The following is a 13,677-nucleotide window of genomic DNA, read 5'->3' on the forward strand; positions in this document are numbered from 1 at the left end:
GTAAGAAATCTGTCGGGGAACGTCAGGCGCGGGGAGGCGGGTCGAGCGGCGCGGCCGTCAGCGAGACGAGGCGGCTTGCCACAGTCGGCGCCTCGGCACCCCGCGCCGGTTTGCCGGCATCGTGGATCAAAATATCGGCGGCCAGCGTCAGGCAGGCAGCGCAATGGCCCTTGGCCATGGTCTGCGGCTGGTGCGGACAGCCGTCATCGGAGGCAGCCATGGTTGCCGTCATCCTATGGCCGGCATCGCCATGATCCATGGCCGCAGGACCATGGTCCCCATGCGAGGCAACCGCCGTCGGAACGGCCATGACAGCCGCCACCGGGGCCATGCCGGTATAGGGCATCGCGCCATAGGCGAAGGCGGCAAATAGAGCCATGATCCGGACGAAACAGCGCATGATCCCGAAGGTAATCCCCATTCCGGCGAAAGCAAGGCGTATCGCTTTGTTTTCATGCAGTCCGCGCCTAGACGGCCACCACCCTGTGCACGATGCGATAGTGCGGGCTTTCCTCGCCGAGTGGTGCCACCGGCCAGTCCCAGCTCTGGCCGTTCGGAGGAATGGTCACGCCGTGCATCAGGTCGAAGATCTCGCGCACATCGCCGGTCCGATCGAGCACCGTATAGCCGGTGTCGGTGAGCAGGCAGGTCTTGGCGGCGGTGATGGCCAGCCCGTCGAGATGGGCCTGGATGAGCTGCGCCGGCGTATCCGCCGGCATGCGCCCGGCCGGCTCCGTCTCCAGCCGCCGGGCGGCGCCCCGGCCGATCTGCGACAGGATATTGGCGGACACCACGAAGTCGAGGTAAGGCACCTGCCGCAGGAAGGCCAGCGGCTCCGGCACCCGCCCTGTCGCCAGATCGTCGTAGCCCGACAGGTCCCGTTCGATCAGCCGCACGTTGCGGATGCCTTTGGCGAGCAGCCACAGCCTGACGCTCGCCAGATGCACCAGATCGACCAGCACCACCGTGTCGAAGGCGCTGCTAAGCTCGAGGATCGGCACGTCGCGCAGCAGGCCGGAGCCGAGCACCACCGCCGTGCGCCTCTGCTTGAGATCCGCAAAGGCAGCCCGCACTGCCGCCTGGCAATATTCCTCATGCTCGCGCCAGACCCTGGCGCATCGCCCGGCGCGTGACCACAGATTGACGGAATAGCGGATCGCCCCCCGGTTCGCCTTGGCCGTCAGCGGCCAGGTCGCCGCATAGTTCAGCGCTTCGAGGATCATGATGTCACCGGTAGACGGAGCTTCGATGGCCGATCTCGATCACCAGCACGACCAGCCTCTCATCCTGGATATCGCAGATGATCCTGTAGTCTCCAACGCGATATCGCCAGAATTGGCCGAGTTCAGAGCCCTGCAGACGGTCGGCAATCTGTTTGGGGTCGTCGAGGCCTGCCACGCGCTCTTCGAGAAATTGACGGATCCGCTTGCGGACAACAGGATCGAGTTTCTCCAGTGATTTCCGGACGGGCTGGCGATATTCAATCGTCCAGGCCATTCCAGAACTCTTTCGAACTCAGAACACGATCTTCCCCACTCTGTATCCGCTTCATGGCGGCCTCCGCAGCGGCAATATCTTGCAGGTCCTCAAGATGCCGCTGCAATGCCATGGTTGCGTAGTCGTCGGGGTCGAGGCCATGAAGGTCTCCGTACTGTGTGATCAGCCGGTGCATTCCTTCCGGTATGTTTATGGCGACACGCTTGTTCATTGGTCACTCATCTTCTTCAGTTGCTTGATGGCCTTGTCATCTAGGTCAATCGTCCAGGCCAAGTTCGCGCTTCACTTCTTCCAGCGAATAGGTCCGGCTTTCGCCGCGCGCTCGTGCCGCCAGCACCTCCTCGGCCTGTTTCACGAAATAGGCGTCCTCCAGCCGCTCCTCGATGATCTCGAGCATATAGGCATTGGGGTCCGCCCCGGTTTCGGCTGCATATTTCAGCACCAGGCGGTGCATTTCTTCCGGCATGTCGAGCGTGACGCGCGTGTTCATGGCTTCTGTTCTGATTGTGCGGGTCAATATAGCATCTGTCCGGCCCGCCTTAAAGCCTTGACCGCCGCTTCGCCCTTGCCGCCAAAACCCTGATCCTCTAAGACACCGGCACTTGAAATTCGAAAAGATCCGGTGCCCGTATCATGAGCGACAAGACCAAGAAGCCGCAGAAACTGAGAGCCCGCCTGCCGCGTGGTTTCGTGGACCGCGAGGCCGGCGATATCCGCGCCGTCAATGAAATGACCGCCAAGATCCGCGAGGTCTATGAGCGCTACGGTTTCGATCCGGTCGAGACGCCGCTGTTTGAATATACCGATGCGCTGGGAAAATTCCTGCCCGACAGCGACCGCCCCAACGAAGGTGTCTTCTCCCTGCAGGACGATGACGAGCAATGGATGAGCCTGCGCTACGACCTGACGGCGCCGCTTGCCCGTCATGTCGCGGAAAATTTCAACGAGATCCAGCTGCCCTACCGCACCTACCGCGCCGGCTACGTCTTCCGCAACGAAAAGCCCGGCCCCGGCCGCTTCCGCCAGTTCATGCAGTTCGACGCCGACACGGTCGGCGCGCCCGGCGTCCAGTCGGATGCCGAAATGTGCATGATGATGGCCGATACGATGGAAGCGCTCGGCATCAAGCGCGGCGATTACGTGATCCGGGTGAATAACCGCAAGGTTCTGGATGGCGTTATGGAGGCGATCGGGTTGGGCGGCGAGGAGAATGCCGGCCGACGGCTGAGTGTGCTGCGGGCGATCGATAAGCTGGATAAGTTTGGGTTTGAGGGGGTCGCGAAGCTTCTGGGTGCCGGTCGTAAGGACGACTCCGGAGATTTCACCAAAGGAGCGGAACTAGCAGGCGAACAAATCGACTTAGTTGCGCGCTATGTCCAATCTGGAGATAGGCATGAACGTGAGCGCAGAGTTCAGCAACTAATCTCTGCCATGACGGCCGGTCAGGATTCACTCAAAATTCTGATGGGTGGCTGGGCCGAGGTCGAGGCGCATAAGGTACGTGAGGAATCAAAACTGTCGCCAGACCAAATAAGCGAGTTATTTGCCTATCTCGGCATGGTTCCACGGTTTGTTCAGCCGAACGCACCTGATCGGCCTCAATGGGATGATGATTTGTTCATTCGTGCCCGTTTTGTTGACGATGAGTACAAGCTTCGAATAGATAACATCAAAACTATTGAAATGCTGCGCGTTAGGCTTCCTAAGAATGCTCTCATTGAGGAAGGCCTCAAGGAGCTCGAATTAATTGCATCTTTGGCTGAATCGTCGAGATATGGATCCGGTAGAATCCTCATCGACCCCTCCGTCGTCCGCGGCCTCGAATACTACACCGGCCCCGTCTATGAGGCTGAACTCACCTTCGACGTCACCAATGAAAAAGGCGAAAAGGTCGTCTTCGGCTCGGTCGGCGGTGGCGGTCGTTATGATGGTCTGGTGTCGCGCTTCATGGGCCAGCCGGTGCCGGCCACCGGTTTCTCCATCGGCGTGTCGCGCCTGATGACCGCCTTGAAAAACCTCGGCAAGCTCGGCGCCGACGATGTCATCGCCCCGGTCCTGGTCACCGTCATGGATGGCGATGTCGAGAGCATGGGCCGCTACCAGCGGTTCACACAGGCGCTTCGCGCCGAAGGCATCCGCGCCGAAATGTACCAGGGCAACTGGAAGAAATTCGGGAACCAGCTGAAATATGCCGACCGGAGAGGCTGCCCGATCGCCATCATCCAGGGCGGTGACGAGCGGGCTCAAGGCATGGTGCAGATCAAGGATCTGATCGAGGGCAAGCGGCTGTCGGGCGAGATCACCGACAACACCGAATGGCGCGAGGCCCGCGTCGCCCAGGAACTGGTGACAGAGGCCGATCTGGTCGCAAAAGTCCGTCAGATCCTCGACGCCCAGGCCGAGGACCGCCTGCGGGCAAAGCAGGCCGGCCTCTGAGCTTACCCTCCCCTTGAGGGGGAGGGTCGGAGCGAAAGCTCCGGGGTGGGGTGACCCGCCACAACGGCAGAAGGATCACCCCCACCCGCGCGTTCCGCGCGACCTCCCCCCTCAAGGGGGAGGTGGAGCCCAGATCGCCGCCCACTCGTCTGGGTAAAGGCCGAAGACAGTCAGCAGGGTTCCCGTAAAATCCGTCTCAGCGCTCTCAACGTCATCCAGCCCGGCGAACGCAGGCCGCGATTCGATCTCCCCCCGTGTGGGGGAGATGCCCGGCAGGGCAGAGGGGGGCGAACTGGCTCCGCGGTTGGCCTGCTGAGCTTGCTCTAACCCGCCCATCGGCATTAGACTCATACCCCTTAAGGGGAGAACACCGCGATGGCCATCCTGTTTCTCGATCATGTCCAGCTTGCCATGCCGGAAGGGCGGGAGGCGGATGCGCGGGCGTTTTATGCGGGCGTGCTCGCCATTCCGGAGGTCGAGAAGCCGGACAATCTCAAGGCCCGCGGCGGCTGCTGGTTCGAGGATGGGCCGGTGAAGATTCATCTGGGCGTCGATCCCGACTTTCATCCGGCCAGAAAGGCCCATCCGGCCTTCATCGTCGCCGATCTCCAGGCGCTGGCAACCCGCATCGGCCGGTCCGGTTATCTGGTCGTCGCCGATCAGCCGCTCAAAGGCTACGAGCGCCTCTACGCCCATGATCCCTTCGGCAACCGCATCGAATTCATGCAGGTGATCGTCTGAAGCGGATGTTTCGCTGTTCCCCTGCCATAAAAAGTGGCGGCCCGATCATGCCCGTCGTTGACATGGGCGCCAAAGGGTGGTGTTCGGATTGGCCGAAAGACCTGAGCCAAATCGCCTGACTTTAACAGCCTGACTGAAATTCCGCTGGGATCCTCATGCCCCTGATCAACATGCCCGACTTTGCCGGCGAACTGCTGGACGAATTTGCCGCGCGCGCCACCACGCGGGTCGACACACCCGTCATCCAGCCGGCCGAGCCCTTTCTCGACATGGCCGGCGAAGACCTGCGCCGCCGCATTTTCCTGACCGAAAACGAGCGGGGCACAAGCCTCTGCCTGCGCCCGGAATTCACCATTCCCGTCTGCCTGCGCCATATCGAGACCGCCACCGGTACGCCGAAGCGCTACGCCTATCTCGGCGAGGTGTTCCGCCAGCGCCGCGAGGGCGCCCATGAATTCTACCAGGCCGGCATCGAGGATCTGGGCGACACGGCCATTGCCGGCGCCGATGGCCGGGCGATCGGCGATGCCTATGCGGTACTGGTCCGCCTGCTGCCGGGCCGAAGGCTCAAGGTGACGCTCGGCGATCAGGCGGTGTTCGAGGCGGTGGTCCAGGCGCTCGGCCTGCCCGCCGGCTGGCAGAAGCGCCTGATCCAGGCCTTTGGCAATTCGGCTCAGCTCGATCAGCTCCTGAAAAAGCTCGCCACCCCCCATCCGGTCGAGGGCCTCGATCCGATGGTCACAGCACTTCTGGCCTCCGGCAATGAGCGCGCCCTGATCGCCCATATCGACGACACCATGCAGGCCACCGGCTATTCCACCAATGCCAGCCGCACGCCGGCCGAGATCGCCACGCGGCTGAAGGAAAAGCTGGAGCTGGCTGAAACCCGGCTCGATGGCGCGGCGCTGCTGCTGCTGCGCGAATTCCTGTCCCTGGAACTGCCGCTGTCGGAGGCCTCCGCCGCGCTGGCCGGCTTTGCCGATGCCGCCGGCTTGAAACTTGGGGCCGCCGTGTCGCGCTTCGACGAGCGGGTGGCAGCCCTTAGCCTTGCCGGGCTGGATCTTGGCCGTATCACCTATCGCGCCGCCTTCGGCCGCCCACTCGACTATTACACCGGCCTGGTCTTCGAGATCGCCGTCGAGGGCTCGTCGGCCGTGTTGGCCGGCGGTGGCCGTTTCGACCGGCTGCTGACCCTGCTCGGCGCAAAGGACCGCATTCCGGCCGTCGGCTTCTCGCTGTGGCTGGATCGCATTGAAGCGGAGAGGGCCGACGACGCGGCGATCCGAAAAGTGGAATCCGGTTTTCGGGCGGAATCGCCGCGCGAAGAAAAGAGCAGAGCATGACCATCACCATTGGCCTGCCCTCCAAGGGCCGCATGAAGGACGATGCCTCGGCCATTTTCGAGCGCGCCGGCATGAAGATCGTCGCGGTCGGCAATGACCGTTCCTATCGCGGCCGCGTCGAAGGGGTCGACGATATCGACATCGCCTTCCTGTCGGCGTCCGAAATCTCGCGCGAGATCGGCAATGGCACGGTCGATTTCGGCGTCACCGGCGAAGACCTGATCCGCGAAGGCCTGAGCGAGGCCGACAGCAAGGTCGAGATCGCCGCCCGCCTCGGCTTCGGCCATGCCGATGTCGTGGTGGCCGTGCCGGAAATCTGGCTTGATGTCGATACCATGGCCGACCTTGGCGACGTCGCGGCCGATTTCCGCGCCCGTCACGGTCGCCGGCTGGCGATTGCCACAAAGTACTGGCGCCTCACCCAGCAGTTCTTCTCCAGCCAGCACGGCATCCAGCTCTATCGCATCGTCGAGAGCTTAGGCGCCACCGAAGGAGCACCCGCCGCCGGCCAGGCCGATATCATCGTCGACATCACCTCGACCGGTTCGACGCTTGTGGCCAATCACCTGAAGATCCTCTCCGACGGCGTCATCCTGCGGTCAGAGGCTTGCCTGGTGCGGGCGAGGAAGCCGGAGCATGACGGCAATCCCATGATCGGCCGGATCGTCGAGGCCGTGCGCGGCGTGCTTTAAATCCAACTTGAGATTGCCCCTCACCCTGACCCTCTCCCCGCAAGCGAGGAGAGGGGACGGACACGGTGCAGCTTGCTGCCTTCTCCCTGCTTGCGGGGAGAAGGTGCCGGCAGGTCAGGTGCAACGTGTTGCACCAGGGATGAGCATCTGTGTTCGGTGTCAAGGTGGATTTGAGGTCCAGAGGCGATCATGAGTGAGCAGGCAGTTGGCAAGGACGACGAGTTTTCGCATGACGGCGACGAGGATGACCTTGGGCGGTTTTCCTGCGGCTTCGAGCGTTTTGGCGAAGCGGGAGAGCGCCGGATTGAAGCGGCGGGCCGACAGGGCGGCCATGTAGAGGGCGCGCCGTGGTGCGGGTCTGCCGGCCCGAATGGAGCGTCGGCCGGTGCGGGCGCCGCTGTCATTGGCGATCGGGGCGAGACCGGCGAGCATGGCGGCCTGCTTACCGAACAGGTCCCCAGTTCGTCCATGCCCGCCATCAGCGCCCAGGCCGTGATGCGGCCGATGCCGGGAATAGAGGTGAGGATCTCGACCTTGCGGCACAGGTCCGGATCCTCGCCGACACACCGTTCGATCTCGTCGTCGAGACGGTCCACATGCCGTTCCAGCCCTTTGACGCGGCGCGACAGTTCGCCGCGCAGGAAGGCGGTGGTGGCGGTGGTAGCACGGTTCTGCAGCGCGGTGATCTCGCCCTTTGCCGCCGAGCGTGCATTGACCAGTTCCTGCAAGGCCTCAATGCGAGGGCTCGGCGGCCGGTCGGCGCCAGGTCGCAGGCTTGCCGCCAGAAGCGCCAGCAGACGGGCGTCGAGCCGATCGGTCTTGGCCAGATAGCCGCAGGCGCGGGCAAACATGCGCGCGCGCAGCGGATCGACGATGGAGACGCAAAAACCGTCAGCCGAAAGCGAGCGATGGGCGAGGCGGTGGAACTTGCCGGTCGCCTCCATCACGATGCTTTGCGGGCCGTACTTGGTCAGCATGCGTTTCAACTGGCGGATGCCGGTCTTGTCATTGCCAAACCGCCGGCTTTCGCCGAGCGGATGGAGATGAATGTCGAGCCACTCTTTACACACGTCCACGCCGACGTAAACTGTCGGCATCGCGTCTTCTTCGAACGAAACCTTGCCTTGCATGCGGGACTTGCTCCCCATCATCTGTTCAGGACAAACGCGAGGACGGCCGGACCAATCTCATCCCCGGTTCTTGCCAAGGGGCGCGCGGTCCCGACCGTCCGCTCTCCGGCGGATGGCCATCCGCCGGAGAGCGCATCAATCATCCAACAATCGATGCTGTTTGAACATGCAAGGGGCAGCTACCACACGACGCAAAACAGCCCGCCGGATCGCTCCGACGGGCTGCTTGTTTTGCCCTAAATGGGGCAGGGATATCAGGCGGTCACAACCACGCCGCGGCGGGCATCGATCGAGTAGGCGCCGGGGCCGAAGGTGGCGAGCAGGATATAGGCGCCGCCGAGCGTGATGTTCTTCATCAGCATGATCTGGTTGAACACGGTCAGCCAGCCATTGGCGGCAGCCGGGAAGTCAGGCACGTTGATGGCCGAGCTGTGGAAGACCAGACCGGTGAACACGCAGAACAGGGCAAGCGCCCAGCCGGTCAGCTTGGTCTGGAAACCGACCAGCACGAACAGGCCGGCGACGAGTTCGAACAGGCCGGCGGCATAGGCCAGCAGATCGGCGGCAGGAAGGCCGGCGCCGGTGATCATGCCGGCCGTGCCGGCCGGGTTCACGAGCTTGTCGAAGCCCGACATGATGAACATGACGGACAATAGGATGCGGGCGACGAGAATGATCAGATCGTTGGTCTTGGACATGGAAGCTTCCTCTATGGCGTGACGCCGCAATGGGGTCGGGCTGTTGGTTCCGAATTTCGAATTGATCTTTGCCATGAAGTTATTGTTGCGCATAGATAGACAGTCTTTGACTGTTCGTTCGCAAATAGAAGACGATCTCCCCCGACGGTCTGGCTGATGGGGTCAGGCGGGGCGACGATCGTGCTGTCAGGCAATGGAGGACGCGCTCGTGGCGCTGACACGCTTCAAAGTCCTGAAAATCTGCAAAATGCAGCCGCTGGTCAGGGTTGGCTATAAAGATAGGCGCCGGGCGCCAGCTTGAACCGGGGAAACACGAAGACGCCGATCATGCTGCCGGAATACTTCTGCTCAAGCCCGGTGGATTCGCCGATGCAGAACACCGGTTGCCGTTCGCCGGTGTTCATCACGATCGTCGTGGAATAGCAGAAGTTCGACGACGACGTCGCGGCCTGTTCGAACAGTTCCAGGATGTGAGCGCGATCATTCGGATCGTAGGAACGCATCATGCTGAGCAGGCCGCATTCGGGGCCGTCCAACCCGTGCAGCGCGGTGGCGCGCTGTCCCAGCTTAATCACGCCATTCGACATATCGCCAGCCCAGCCTTCGCAAAAGCCGAACTGGTAAAGCAGGCTGCTATAGGAATCGCTCATCGCCAGGGGACCTGGACCAAACGGAGCGGCAACATCGGCTTTGGCAATCTTAAACAAGACGTTCCCCAAATCGAAAGCCTATATAACGCTCCAGGACTTTCGGACCAGTTTCGGATATTGTCGTCTGGAGAGCCGCGGCCTCAAAAGCCCCAACCCACCCAATTGTCGCAACGCACGTTTCGTCGGCATCCCAGCAGTTCCAAGAAATGCCAATTTTTAACCAGCGACCCGTCTTTATACAAGCTCATACAAGTCATAAATATCGCGCATAGGTTTAAATGTCGAATCGTAGGTCCTTGCCGACGGTGCCTGTTGCACGCTCGGAACGGCAAAAGCCGACGGCATCGAGACGATATGAACCATCCTCATGGGCAGGGTTATAAATTTTTTGCTCGCTCGGCAATGTATTTTTTTGATACGCAATCGAAAAAGTGAATAATCGTCAGGTAATCCTGCCTTCGGTCAGCTTATCCCCGAGTCTCCAAGGTTTTGCAAGGCCTCTGGGATGCATCGAGCTGACGAATGGGAAGAAATCAGGCTTTTAGTATTCCAGATTCTGCATATTTCAGACGCTTAGTGCGTAGTATATAAGTAAGAATGCAAGTAAGAAGTTCCGAAAGCTTGGTTGCTTGCGCAGCGAACGTGCCCGATGCAAGACGGCTTCCTCACCTTACATTCAGCATTCGTCAAGTTATACCTTCTGAAACGTTAACGTATCCAATGGTTGTGGCCTCCTGCGACCGGAGATCCGGCGGCCTTGCCATCGCCGGATATGAAAAAGGGCGATCCGAAGACCGCCCTTTCAAAATTTCCGATGCCAGCCATGCCGCCAACTCAGCGCGCTCGGCGCGCTGAAAGACTTTTGTTCATGGCCGTCATTCGTAACAAGGCTTCCGCCTTGTTACATCATGCCGCCCATGCCGCCCATGTCAGGCATGCCGCCGCCCATGCCGCCGGCGTCCTTCTTCGGAAGTTCGGCAATCATGGCTTCGGTGGTGATCAGCAGCGAAGCAACCGAAGCTGCGTTCTGCAGGGCGGTGCGAACAACCTTGAGCGGATCGACGATACCCATGGCGATCATGTCGCCGAATTCGCCGGTCTGGGCGTTGTAGCCGAAGTTGTCGGTGTCGCTTTCGAGGATCTTGCCAACGATGATCGAACCTTCGTCGCCAGCGTTCTCAGCGATCTGGCGAACCAGCGACTGAAGAGCCTTGCGAACGATGTTGATGCCGGCTTCCTGGTCGTCGTTTGCACCCTTGACGGTGATCTTGACCGAAGAGCGCAGCAGGGCCGTACCGCCGCCGGGGACGATGCCTTCCTGAACAGCAGCGCGCGTCGCGTTCAGAGCGTCGTCGATGCGGTCCTTGCGTTCCTTGACTTCGATTTCCGTCGAGCCGCCAACGCGGATCACGGCAACACCGCCGGCGAGCTTGGCCAGACGTTCCTGCAGCTTTTCCTTGTCGTAGTCCGAGGTGGTTTCCTCGATCTGCGCCTTGATCTGGGCAACGCGACCTTCGATGTCCGACTTCTGGCCGGCACCATCAACGATCGTGGTGTTTTCCTTGGTGATGGAGATCTTCTTGGCGCGGCCGAGCATGTCGAGGGTGACATTTTCGAGCTTGATGCCGAGGTCTTCGGAGATGACAGTGCCGCCCGACAGGATGGCGATGTCTTCCAGCATGGCCTTGCGGCGATCGCCGAAGCCCGGAGCCTTGACGGCAGCGATCTTCAGGCCGCCACGCAGCTTGTTGACGACGAGGGTCGCAAGAGCTTCCCCTTCAACGTCTTCAGCGATGATGACGAGCGGCTTGCCGGACTGGACGACGGCTTCGAGAACCGGCAGCATGGCCTGGAGGTTCGAAAGCTTCTTTTCGTGCAGCAGGATGTAAGCGTCGTCGAGGTCGGCGATCATCTTTTCCGGGTTGGTCACGAAGTAAGGGCTGAGATAGCCGCGGTCGAACTGCATGCCTTCGACGACTTCGAGTTCGGTTTCAGCGGTCTTGGCTTCTTCGACGGTGATGACACCTTCGTTGCCGACCTTCTGCATGGCTTCAGCGATATCGCGGCCAACCTGTGCGTCGCCGTTAGCCGAGATCGTGCCGACCTGGGCAACTTCTTCCGAGGTCGAGATCTTCTTGGCCTTGCTCTGCAGGTCCTTGACGACTTCCGTCACGGCCAGATCGATGCCGCGCTTCAGGTCCATCGGGTTCATGCCGGCCGCAACAGCCTTGTTGCCTTCGCGAACGATGGCCTGGGCCAGAACGGTCGCGGTCGTGGTGCCGTCGCCGGCGATGTCGTTGGTCTTCGAAGCAACTTCGCGAACCATCTGGGCGCCCATGTTTTCGAACTTGTCTTCAAGTTCGATTTCCTTGGCAACCGATACGCCGTCCTTGGTGATGCGCGGAGCGCCGAAGGACTTGTCGATGATGACGTTACGACCCTTGGGGCCGAGCGTTACCTTGACGGCGTCAGCGAGGATATCGACGCCGCGCAGCATTTTTTCGCGCGCAGTGCGACCGAATTTGATTTCTTTAGCAGCCATTTTCAAAACTCCCGGGCATCAGCCCATTGGTGAATTGTTGATTTTGGGAAGGGTAAACCGGCTGATCAGCCGATAACGCCCATGATGTCGGCTTCCTTCATGATCAGAAGGTCTACGCCGTCGAGCTTGACTTCGGTGCCCGACCACTTGCCGAACAGGACGCGATCGCCAACCTTGACGTCGAGCGCGACCAGGTTGCCCTTGTCGTCGCGAACGCCGGAGCCGACAGCGATGATTTCGCCTTCAGCGGGCTTTTCCTTGGCAGTGTCAGGAATGATGATGCCGCCCTTGGTCTTTTCTTCAGCCTCAATACGGCGGACGACGACGCGGTCGTGGAGCGGGCGGAAAGTTGTGCTTGCCATTGTCTAATCCCTCGATCAAATGACATTCGCGGACCGCAGATGGATCCGCATCGATATTGTTAGCACTCGCCCTTGGGGAGTGCTAGCGAGCTTGAGATAAGGATGCTGGCGGAATGAGTCAAGGATGACGTGTCGAAAAAACGTCATGACACATCGCTAGGACGGCCCCATGACAAAGTCTTCTTCCACGGAAATACGGCAACAGCGTGCCGACGCGCCAACCTTCCCGGAACTGGTGCGCGTCTTCGGTCATATCGGCCTGATGAGCTTCGGCGGCCCGGCGGCGCAGATTGGCCTGATGCACCGCATCGTCGTCGATGAAAAACGCTGGGTTCCGGAAGACCGTTTCCTGCATGCGCTGAACTATTGCATGCTGCTGCCGGGGCCGGAAGCCCAGCAGCTCGCCACCTATATCGGCTGGCTGATGTTCGGCGTGCGCGGCGGTGTCGTTGCCGGTCTGCTCTTTGTCCTGCCTGGCCTCGCCGTCATCATCGGCCTCTCGGCCGCCTATGCCCTGTTCCAGGATACCACCTGGATTGCCGGCCTGTTCTTCGGCCTGAAAGCCGCTGTGCTGGCCATTGTCGTCGAAGCGCTGATCCGCATCGGCAAGCGGGCCCTGAAAACGCAGGTGCACCGGATCATCGCCTTGACGGCGTTTCTCGCCCTGTTCCTGCTGTCCGTGCCGTTTCCGCTGGTCGTGCTGCTGGCCGGATTGGCCGGTTACATCGCGGCACGGTCGAGCCGGGCAGCAGACCAGCCGCTCGACGGTCTGCAGGATGGCGAAAAAACCCTGGCCCGCCCGCATCTGGGGCGCTCGGCCGCCGGCCTGCTGTTCTGGATCCTGGTCTGGCAGGCGCCGCTGCTGGTGTTGTGGCTGGTGCTGGGGCCGGGCAGCTTCACCGCGCTCTTCACGTTCTTTTCCAAAATGGCGCTGGTGACCTTCGGCGGCGCCTATGCGGTGCTGGCCTATGTGGCGCAGGTCGCGGTCGAGCAATATCAATGGCTGAAGCCCGGCGAAATGCTGGATGGCCTGGCGCTGGCCGAAACCACGCCGGGGCCGCTCGTTCTGGTATTGTCTTTCGTCGGCTTCCTCGCCAGCTTTCGCCAGTCCATGGGGCTCGATCCGGTTCTGGCCGGCATCCTGGGGTCTGTCCTCACCGCCTGGGCGACTTTCGTGCCGAGCTTCCTCTGGATCTTTGCCGGCGCGCCCTATATCGAGCGGCTGCGCGGCAACCGGCTGCTGTCGGGTGCCTTGTCAGCGATCACCGCTGCGGTGGTCGGTGTCATCCTGAATCTGGCCGTCTGGTTTGCCCTGCATGTGCTGTTTGCCCGCGTCGACCGGCTGATGATCTGGCCGCAGATGGAGAACGTCGCTGGCCCGCCCGCGCCGTTTTCCCTGTCGCTGTCGGTTCCCGACTGGACGACGCTCGACCCTGCGGCCCTTGTCATATCCCTTCTGGCCGCCGTGATGATCTTCCGCTTTCACCAGGGCGTCGGGCGCACGCTGGCCGTTTGCGCCGTGGTCGGCCTTGCCCTGCGCGCTGCCTTCTGATCGTCCGGGATCGCTGCGCTATTTGCGCCACCGG

At 61.4% G+C, this 13,677-nt stretch carries 14 protein-coding genes and 1 pseudogene; 5 read left to right on the top strand and 10 right to left on the bottom strand.

All coding sequences use genetic code 11. The features are described 5' to 3' along the window. Positions 1 to 22: 22 nt before the first annotated feature. The 5 genes from HGO38_RS05610 to relB form a co-directional block, all read right to left on the bottom strand. Positions 23 to 400 carry a hypothetical protein gene (locus HGO38_RS05610; protein WP_250954925.1) on the bottom strand — a complete coding sequence of 126 codons (378 nt, stop codon included), beginning with the start codon at positions 398 to 400 and terminating at the stop codon, positions 23 to 25. Positions 401 to 467: 67 nt separating this feature from the next. Further along, positions 468 to 1,223, bottom strand: coding sequence for a hypothetical protein (locus HGO38_RS05615; RefSeq protein ID WP_250954926.1), 756 nt, complete (start codon positions 1,221 to 1,223; stop codon positions 468 to 470). Positions 1,224 to 1,227: 4 nt separating this feature from the next. Next, complete coding sequence (locus tag HGO38_RS05620; protein ID WP_250954927.1) at positions 1,228 to 1,497, bottom strand: type II toxin-antitoxin system RelE family toxin; 270 nt, start codon at positions 1,495 to 1,497, stop codon at positions 1,228 to 1,230. Then, positions 1,481 to 1,708: a DNA-binding protein gene (locus HGO38_RS05625; protein WP_250954928.1), complete on the bottom strand. Its 228-nt coding sequence runs from the start codon at positions 1,706 to 1,708 to the stop codon at positions 1,481 to 1,483. Before HGO38_RS05625 ends, HGO38_RS05620 begins: the two co-directional genes overlap by 17 nt. Before the next feature lie 45 nt (positions 1,709 to 1,753). Next, positions 1,754 to 1,987, bottom strand: a complete 234-nt coding sequence (relB, locus tag HGO38_RS05630) for a type II toxin-antitoxin system RelB family antitoxin (RefSeq protein WP_250954929.1) — start codon at positions 1,985 to 1,987, stop codon at positions 1,754 to 1,756. Between the two features lie 143 nt (positions 1,988 to 2,130). Here relB and HGO38_RS05635 point away from each other — a divergent pair, with 143 nt between their 5' ends. The 4 genes from HGO38_RS05635 (at position 2,131) to hisG (ending at position 6,709) form a co-directional block, all read left to right on the top strand. After that, the gene (locus HGO38_RS05635; protein ID WP_250954930.1) at positions 2,131 to 3,933 is read left to right on the top strand and encodes a histidine--tRNA ligase; all 1,803 of its coding nucleotides are present in this window, start codon (positions 2,131 to 2,133) and stop codon (positions 3,931 to 3,933) included. 375 nt (positions 3,934 to 4,308) lie between these two features. After that, positions 4,309 to 4,674: a VOC family protein gene (locus HGO38_RS05640; RefSeq protein ID WP_250954931.1), complete on the top strand. Its 366-nt coding sequence runs from the start codon at positions 4,309 to 4,311 to the stop codon at positions 4,672 to 4,674. Positions 4,675 to 4,829: 155 nt separating this feature from the next. Continuing rightward, complete coding sequence (locus tag HGO38_RS05645; RefSeq protein ID WP_250954932.1) at positions 4,830 to 6,017, top strand: ATP phosphoribosyltransferase regulatory subunit; 1,188 nt, start codon at positions 4,830 to 4,832, stop codon at positions 6,015 to 6,017. After that, on the top strand, positions 6,014 to 6,709 hold the full coding sequence (gene hisG / locus HGO38_RS05650; RefSeq protein ID WP_250954933.1) for an ATP phosphoribosyltransferase: 696 nt from the start codon (positions 6,014 to 6,016) through the stop codon (positions 6,707 to 6,709). The genes HGO38_RS05645 and hisG overlap by 4 nt, the downstream gene beginning before the upstream one ends. Positions 6,710 to 6,868: 159 nt before the next feature. Here the strand turns inward: hisG and HGO38_RS05655 are convergent. From HGO38_RS05655 to groES, 5 genes and pseudogenes are all read right to left on the bottom strand, one after another. Then, positions 6,869 to 7,839, bottom strand: a pseudogene (locus HGO38_RS05655) (IS110 family transposase). 254 nt (positions 7,840 to 8,093) lie between these two features. Continuing rightward, positions 8,094 to 8,537: a DoxX family protein gene (locus tag HGO38_RS05660; RefSeq protein ID WP_250954934.1), complete on the bottom strand. Its 444-nt coding sequence runs from the start codon at positions 8,535 to 8,537 to the stop codon at positions 8,094 to 8,096. A gap of 260 nt (positions 8,538 to 8,797) precedes the next feature. Then, positions 8,798 to 9,244 (bottom strand): hypothetical protein, encoded by a 447-nt coding sequence (locus HGO38_RS05665; RefSeq protein WP_250954935.1) that lies wholly within the window; start codon positions 9,242 to 9,244, stop codon positions 8,798 to 8,800. An 844-nt stretch (positions 9,245 to 10,088) separates the two neighbouring features. Next, positions 10,089 to 11,729: a chaperonin GroEL gene (gene groL, locus HGO38_RS05670; RefSeq protein ID WP_250954936.1), complete on the bottom strand. Its 1,641-nt coding sequence runs from the start codon at positions 11,727 to 11,729 to the stop codon at positions 10,089 to 10,091. Positions 11,730 to 11,794: 65 nt separating this feature from the next. Then, positions 11,795 to 12,091: a co-chaperone GroES gene (groES, locus tag HGO38_RS05675; protein ID WP_168474999.1), complete on the bottom strand. Its 297-nt coding sequence runs from the start codon at positions 12,089 to 12,091 to the stop codon at positions 11,795 to 11,797. Positions 12,092 to 12,260: 169 nt separating this feature from the next. Between groES and chrA the strand changes: the two genes are divergently transcribed. After that, the gene (gene chrA, locus HGO38_RS05680; RefSeq protein ID WP_250954937.1) at positions 12,261 to 13,643 is read left to right on the top strand and encodes a chromate efflux transporter; all 1,383 of its coding nucleotides are present in this window, start codon (positions 12,261 to 12,263) and stop codon (positions 13,641 to 13,643) included. Positions 13,644 to 13,677: the final 34 nt, after the last annotated feature.

This window comes from Rhizobium sp. CG5 (assembly GCF_023701945.1).
Lineage (GTDB): Bacteria > Pseudomonadota > Alphaproteobacteria > Rhizobiales > Rhizobiaceae > Allorhizobium.

Excerpts from the sequence above, each read along its gene's own strand:
- relB (WP_250954929.1), bottom strand. The coding sequence starts at position 1,987 with ATGAACACGCGCGTCACGCTCGACATGCCGGAAGAAATGCACCGCCTG.
- chrA (WP_250954937.1), top strand. The coding sequence starts at position 12,261 with ATGACAAAGTCTTCTTCCACGGAAATACGGCAACAGCGTGCCGACGCG.
- groL (WP_250954936.1), bottom strand. The coding sequence starts at position 11,729 with ATGGCTGCTAAAGAAATCAAATTCGGTCGCACTGCGCGCGAAAAAATG.
- HGO38_RS05660 (WP_250954934.1), bottom strand. The coding sequence starts at position 8,537 with ATGTCCAAGACCAACGATCTGATCATTCTCGTCGCCCGCATCCTATTG.
- HGO38_RS05610 (WP_250954925.1), bottom strand. The coding sequence starts at position 400 with ATGCGCTGTTTCGTCCGGATCATGGCTCTATTTGCCGCCTTCGCCTAT.
- hisG (WP_250954933.1), top strand. The coding sequence starts at position 6,014 with ATGACCATCACCATTGGCCTGCCCTCCAAGGGCCGCATGAAGGACGAT.
- groES (WP_168474999.1), bottom strand. The coding sequence starts at position 12,091 with ATGGCAAGCACAACTTTCCGCCCGCTCCACGACCGCGTCGTCGTCCGC.
- HGO38_RS05625 (WP_250954928.1), bottom strand. The coding sequence starts at position 1,708 with ATGAACAAGCGTGTCGCCATAAACATACCGGAAGGAATGCACCGGCTG.
- HGO38_RS05615 (WP_250954926.1), bottom strand. The coding sequence starts at position 1,223 with ATGATCCTCGAAGCGCTGAACTATGCGGCGACCTGGCCGCTGACGGCC.
- HGO38_RS05640 (WP_250954931.1), top strand. The coding sequence starts at position 4,309 with ATGGCCATCCTGTTTCTCGATCATGTCCAGCTTGCCATGCCGGAAGGG.
- HGO38_RS05620 (WP_250954927.1), bottom strand. The coding sequence starts at position 1,497 with ATGGCCTGGACGATTGAATATCGCCAGCCCGTCCGGAAATCACTGGAG.
- HGO38_RS05645 (WP_250954932.1), top strand. The coding sequence starts at position 4,830 with ATGCCCCTGATCAACATGCCCGACTTTGCCGGCGAACTGCTGGACGAA.
- HGO38_RS05635 (WP_250954930.1), top strand. The coding sequence starts at position 2,131 with ATGAGCGACAAGACCAAGAAGCCGCAGAAACTGAGAGCCCGCCTGCCG.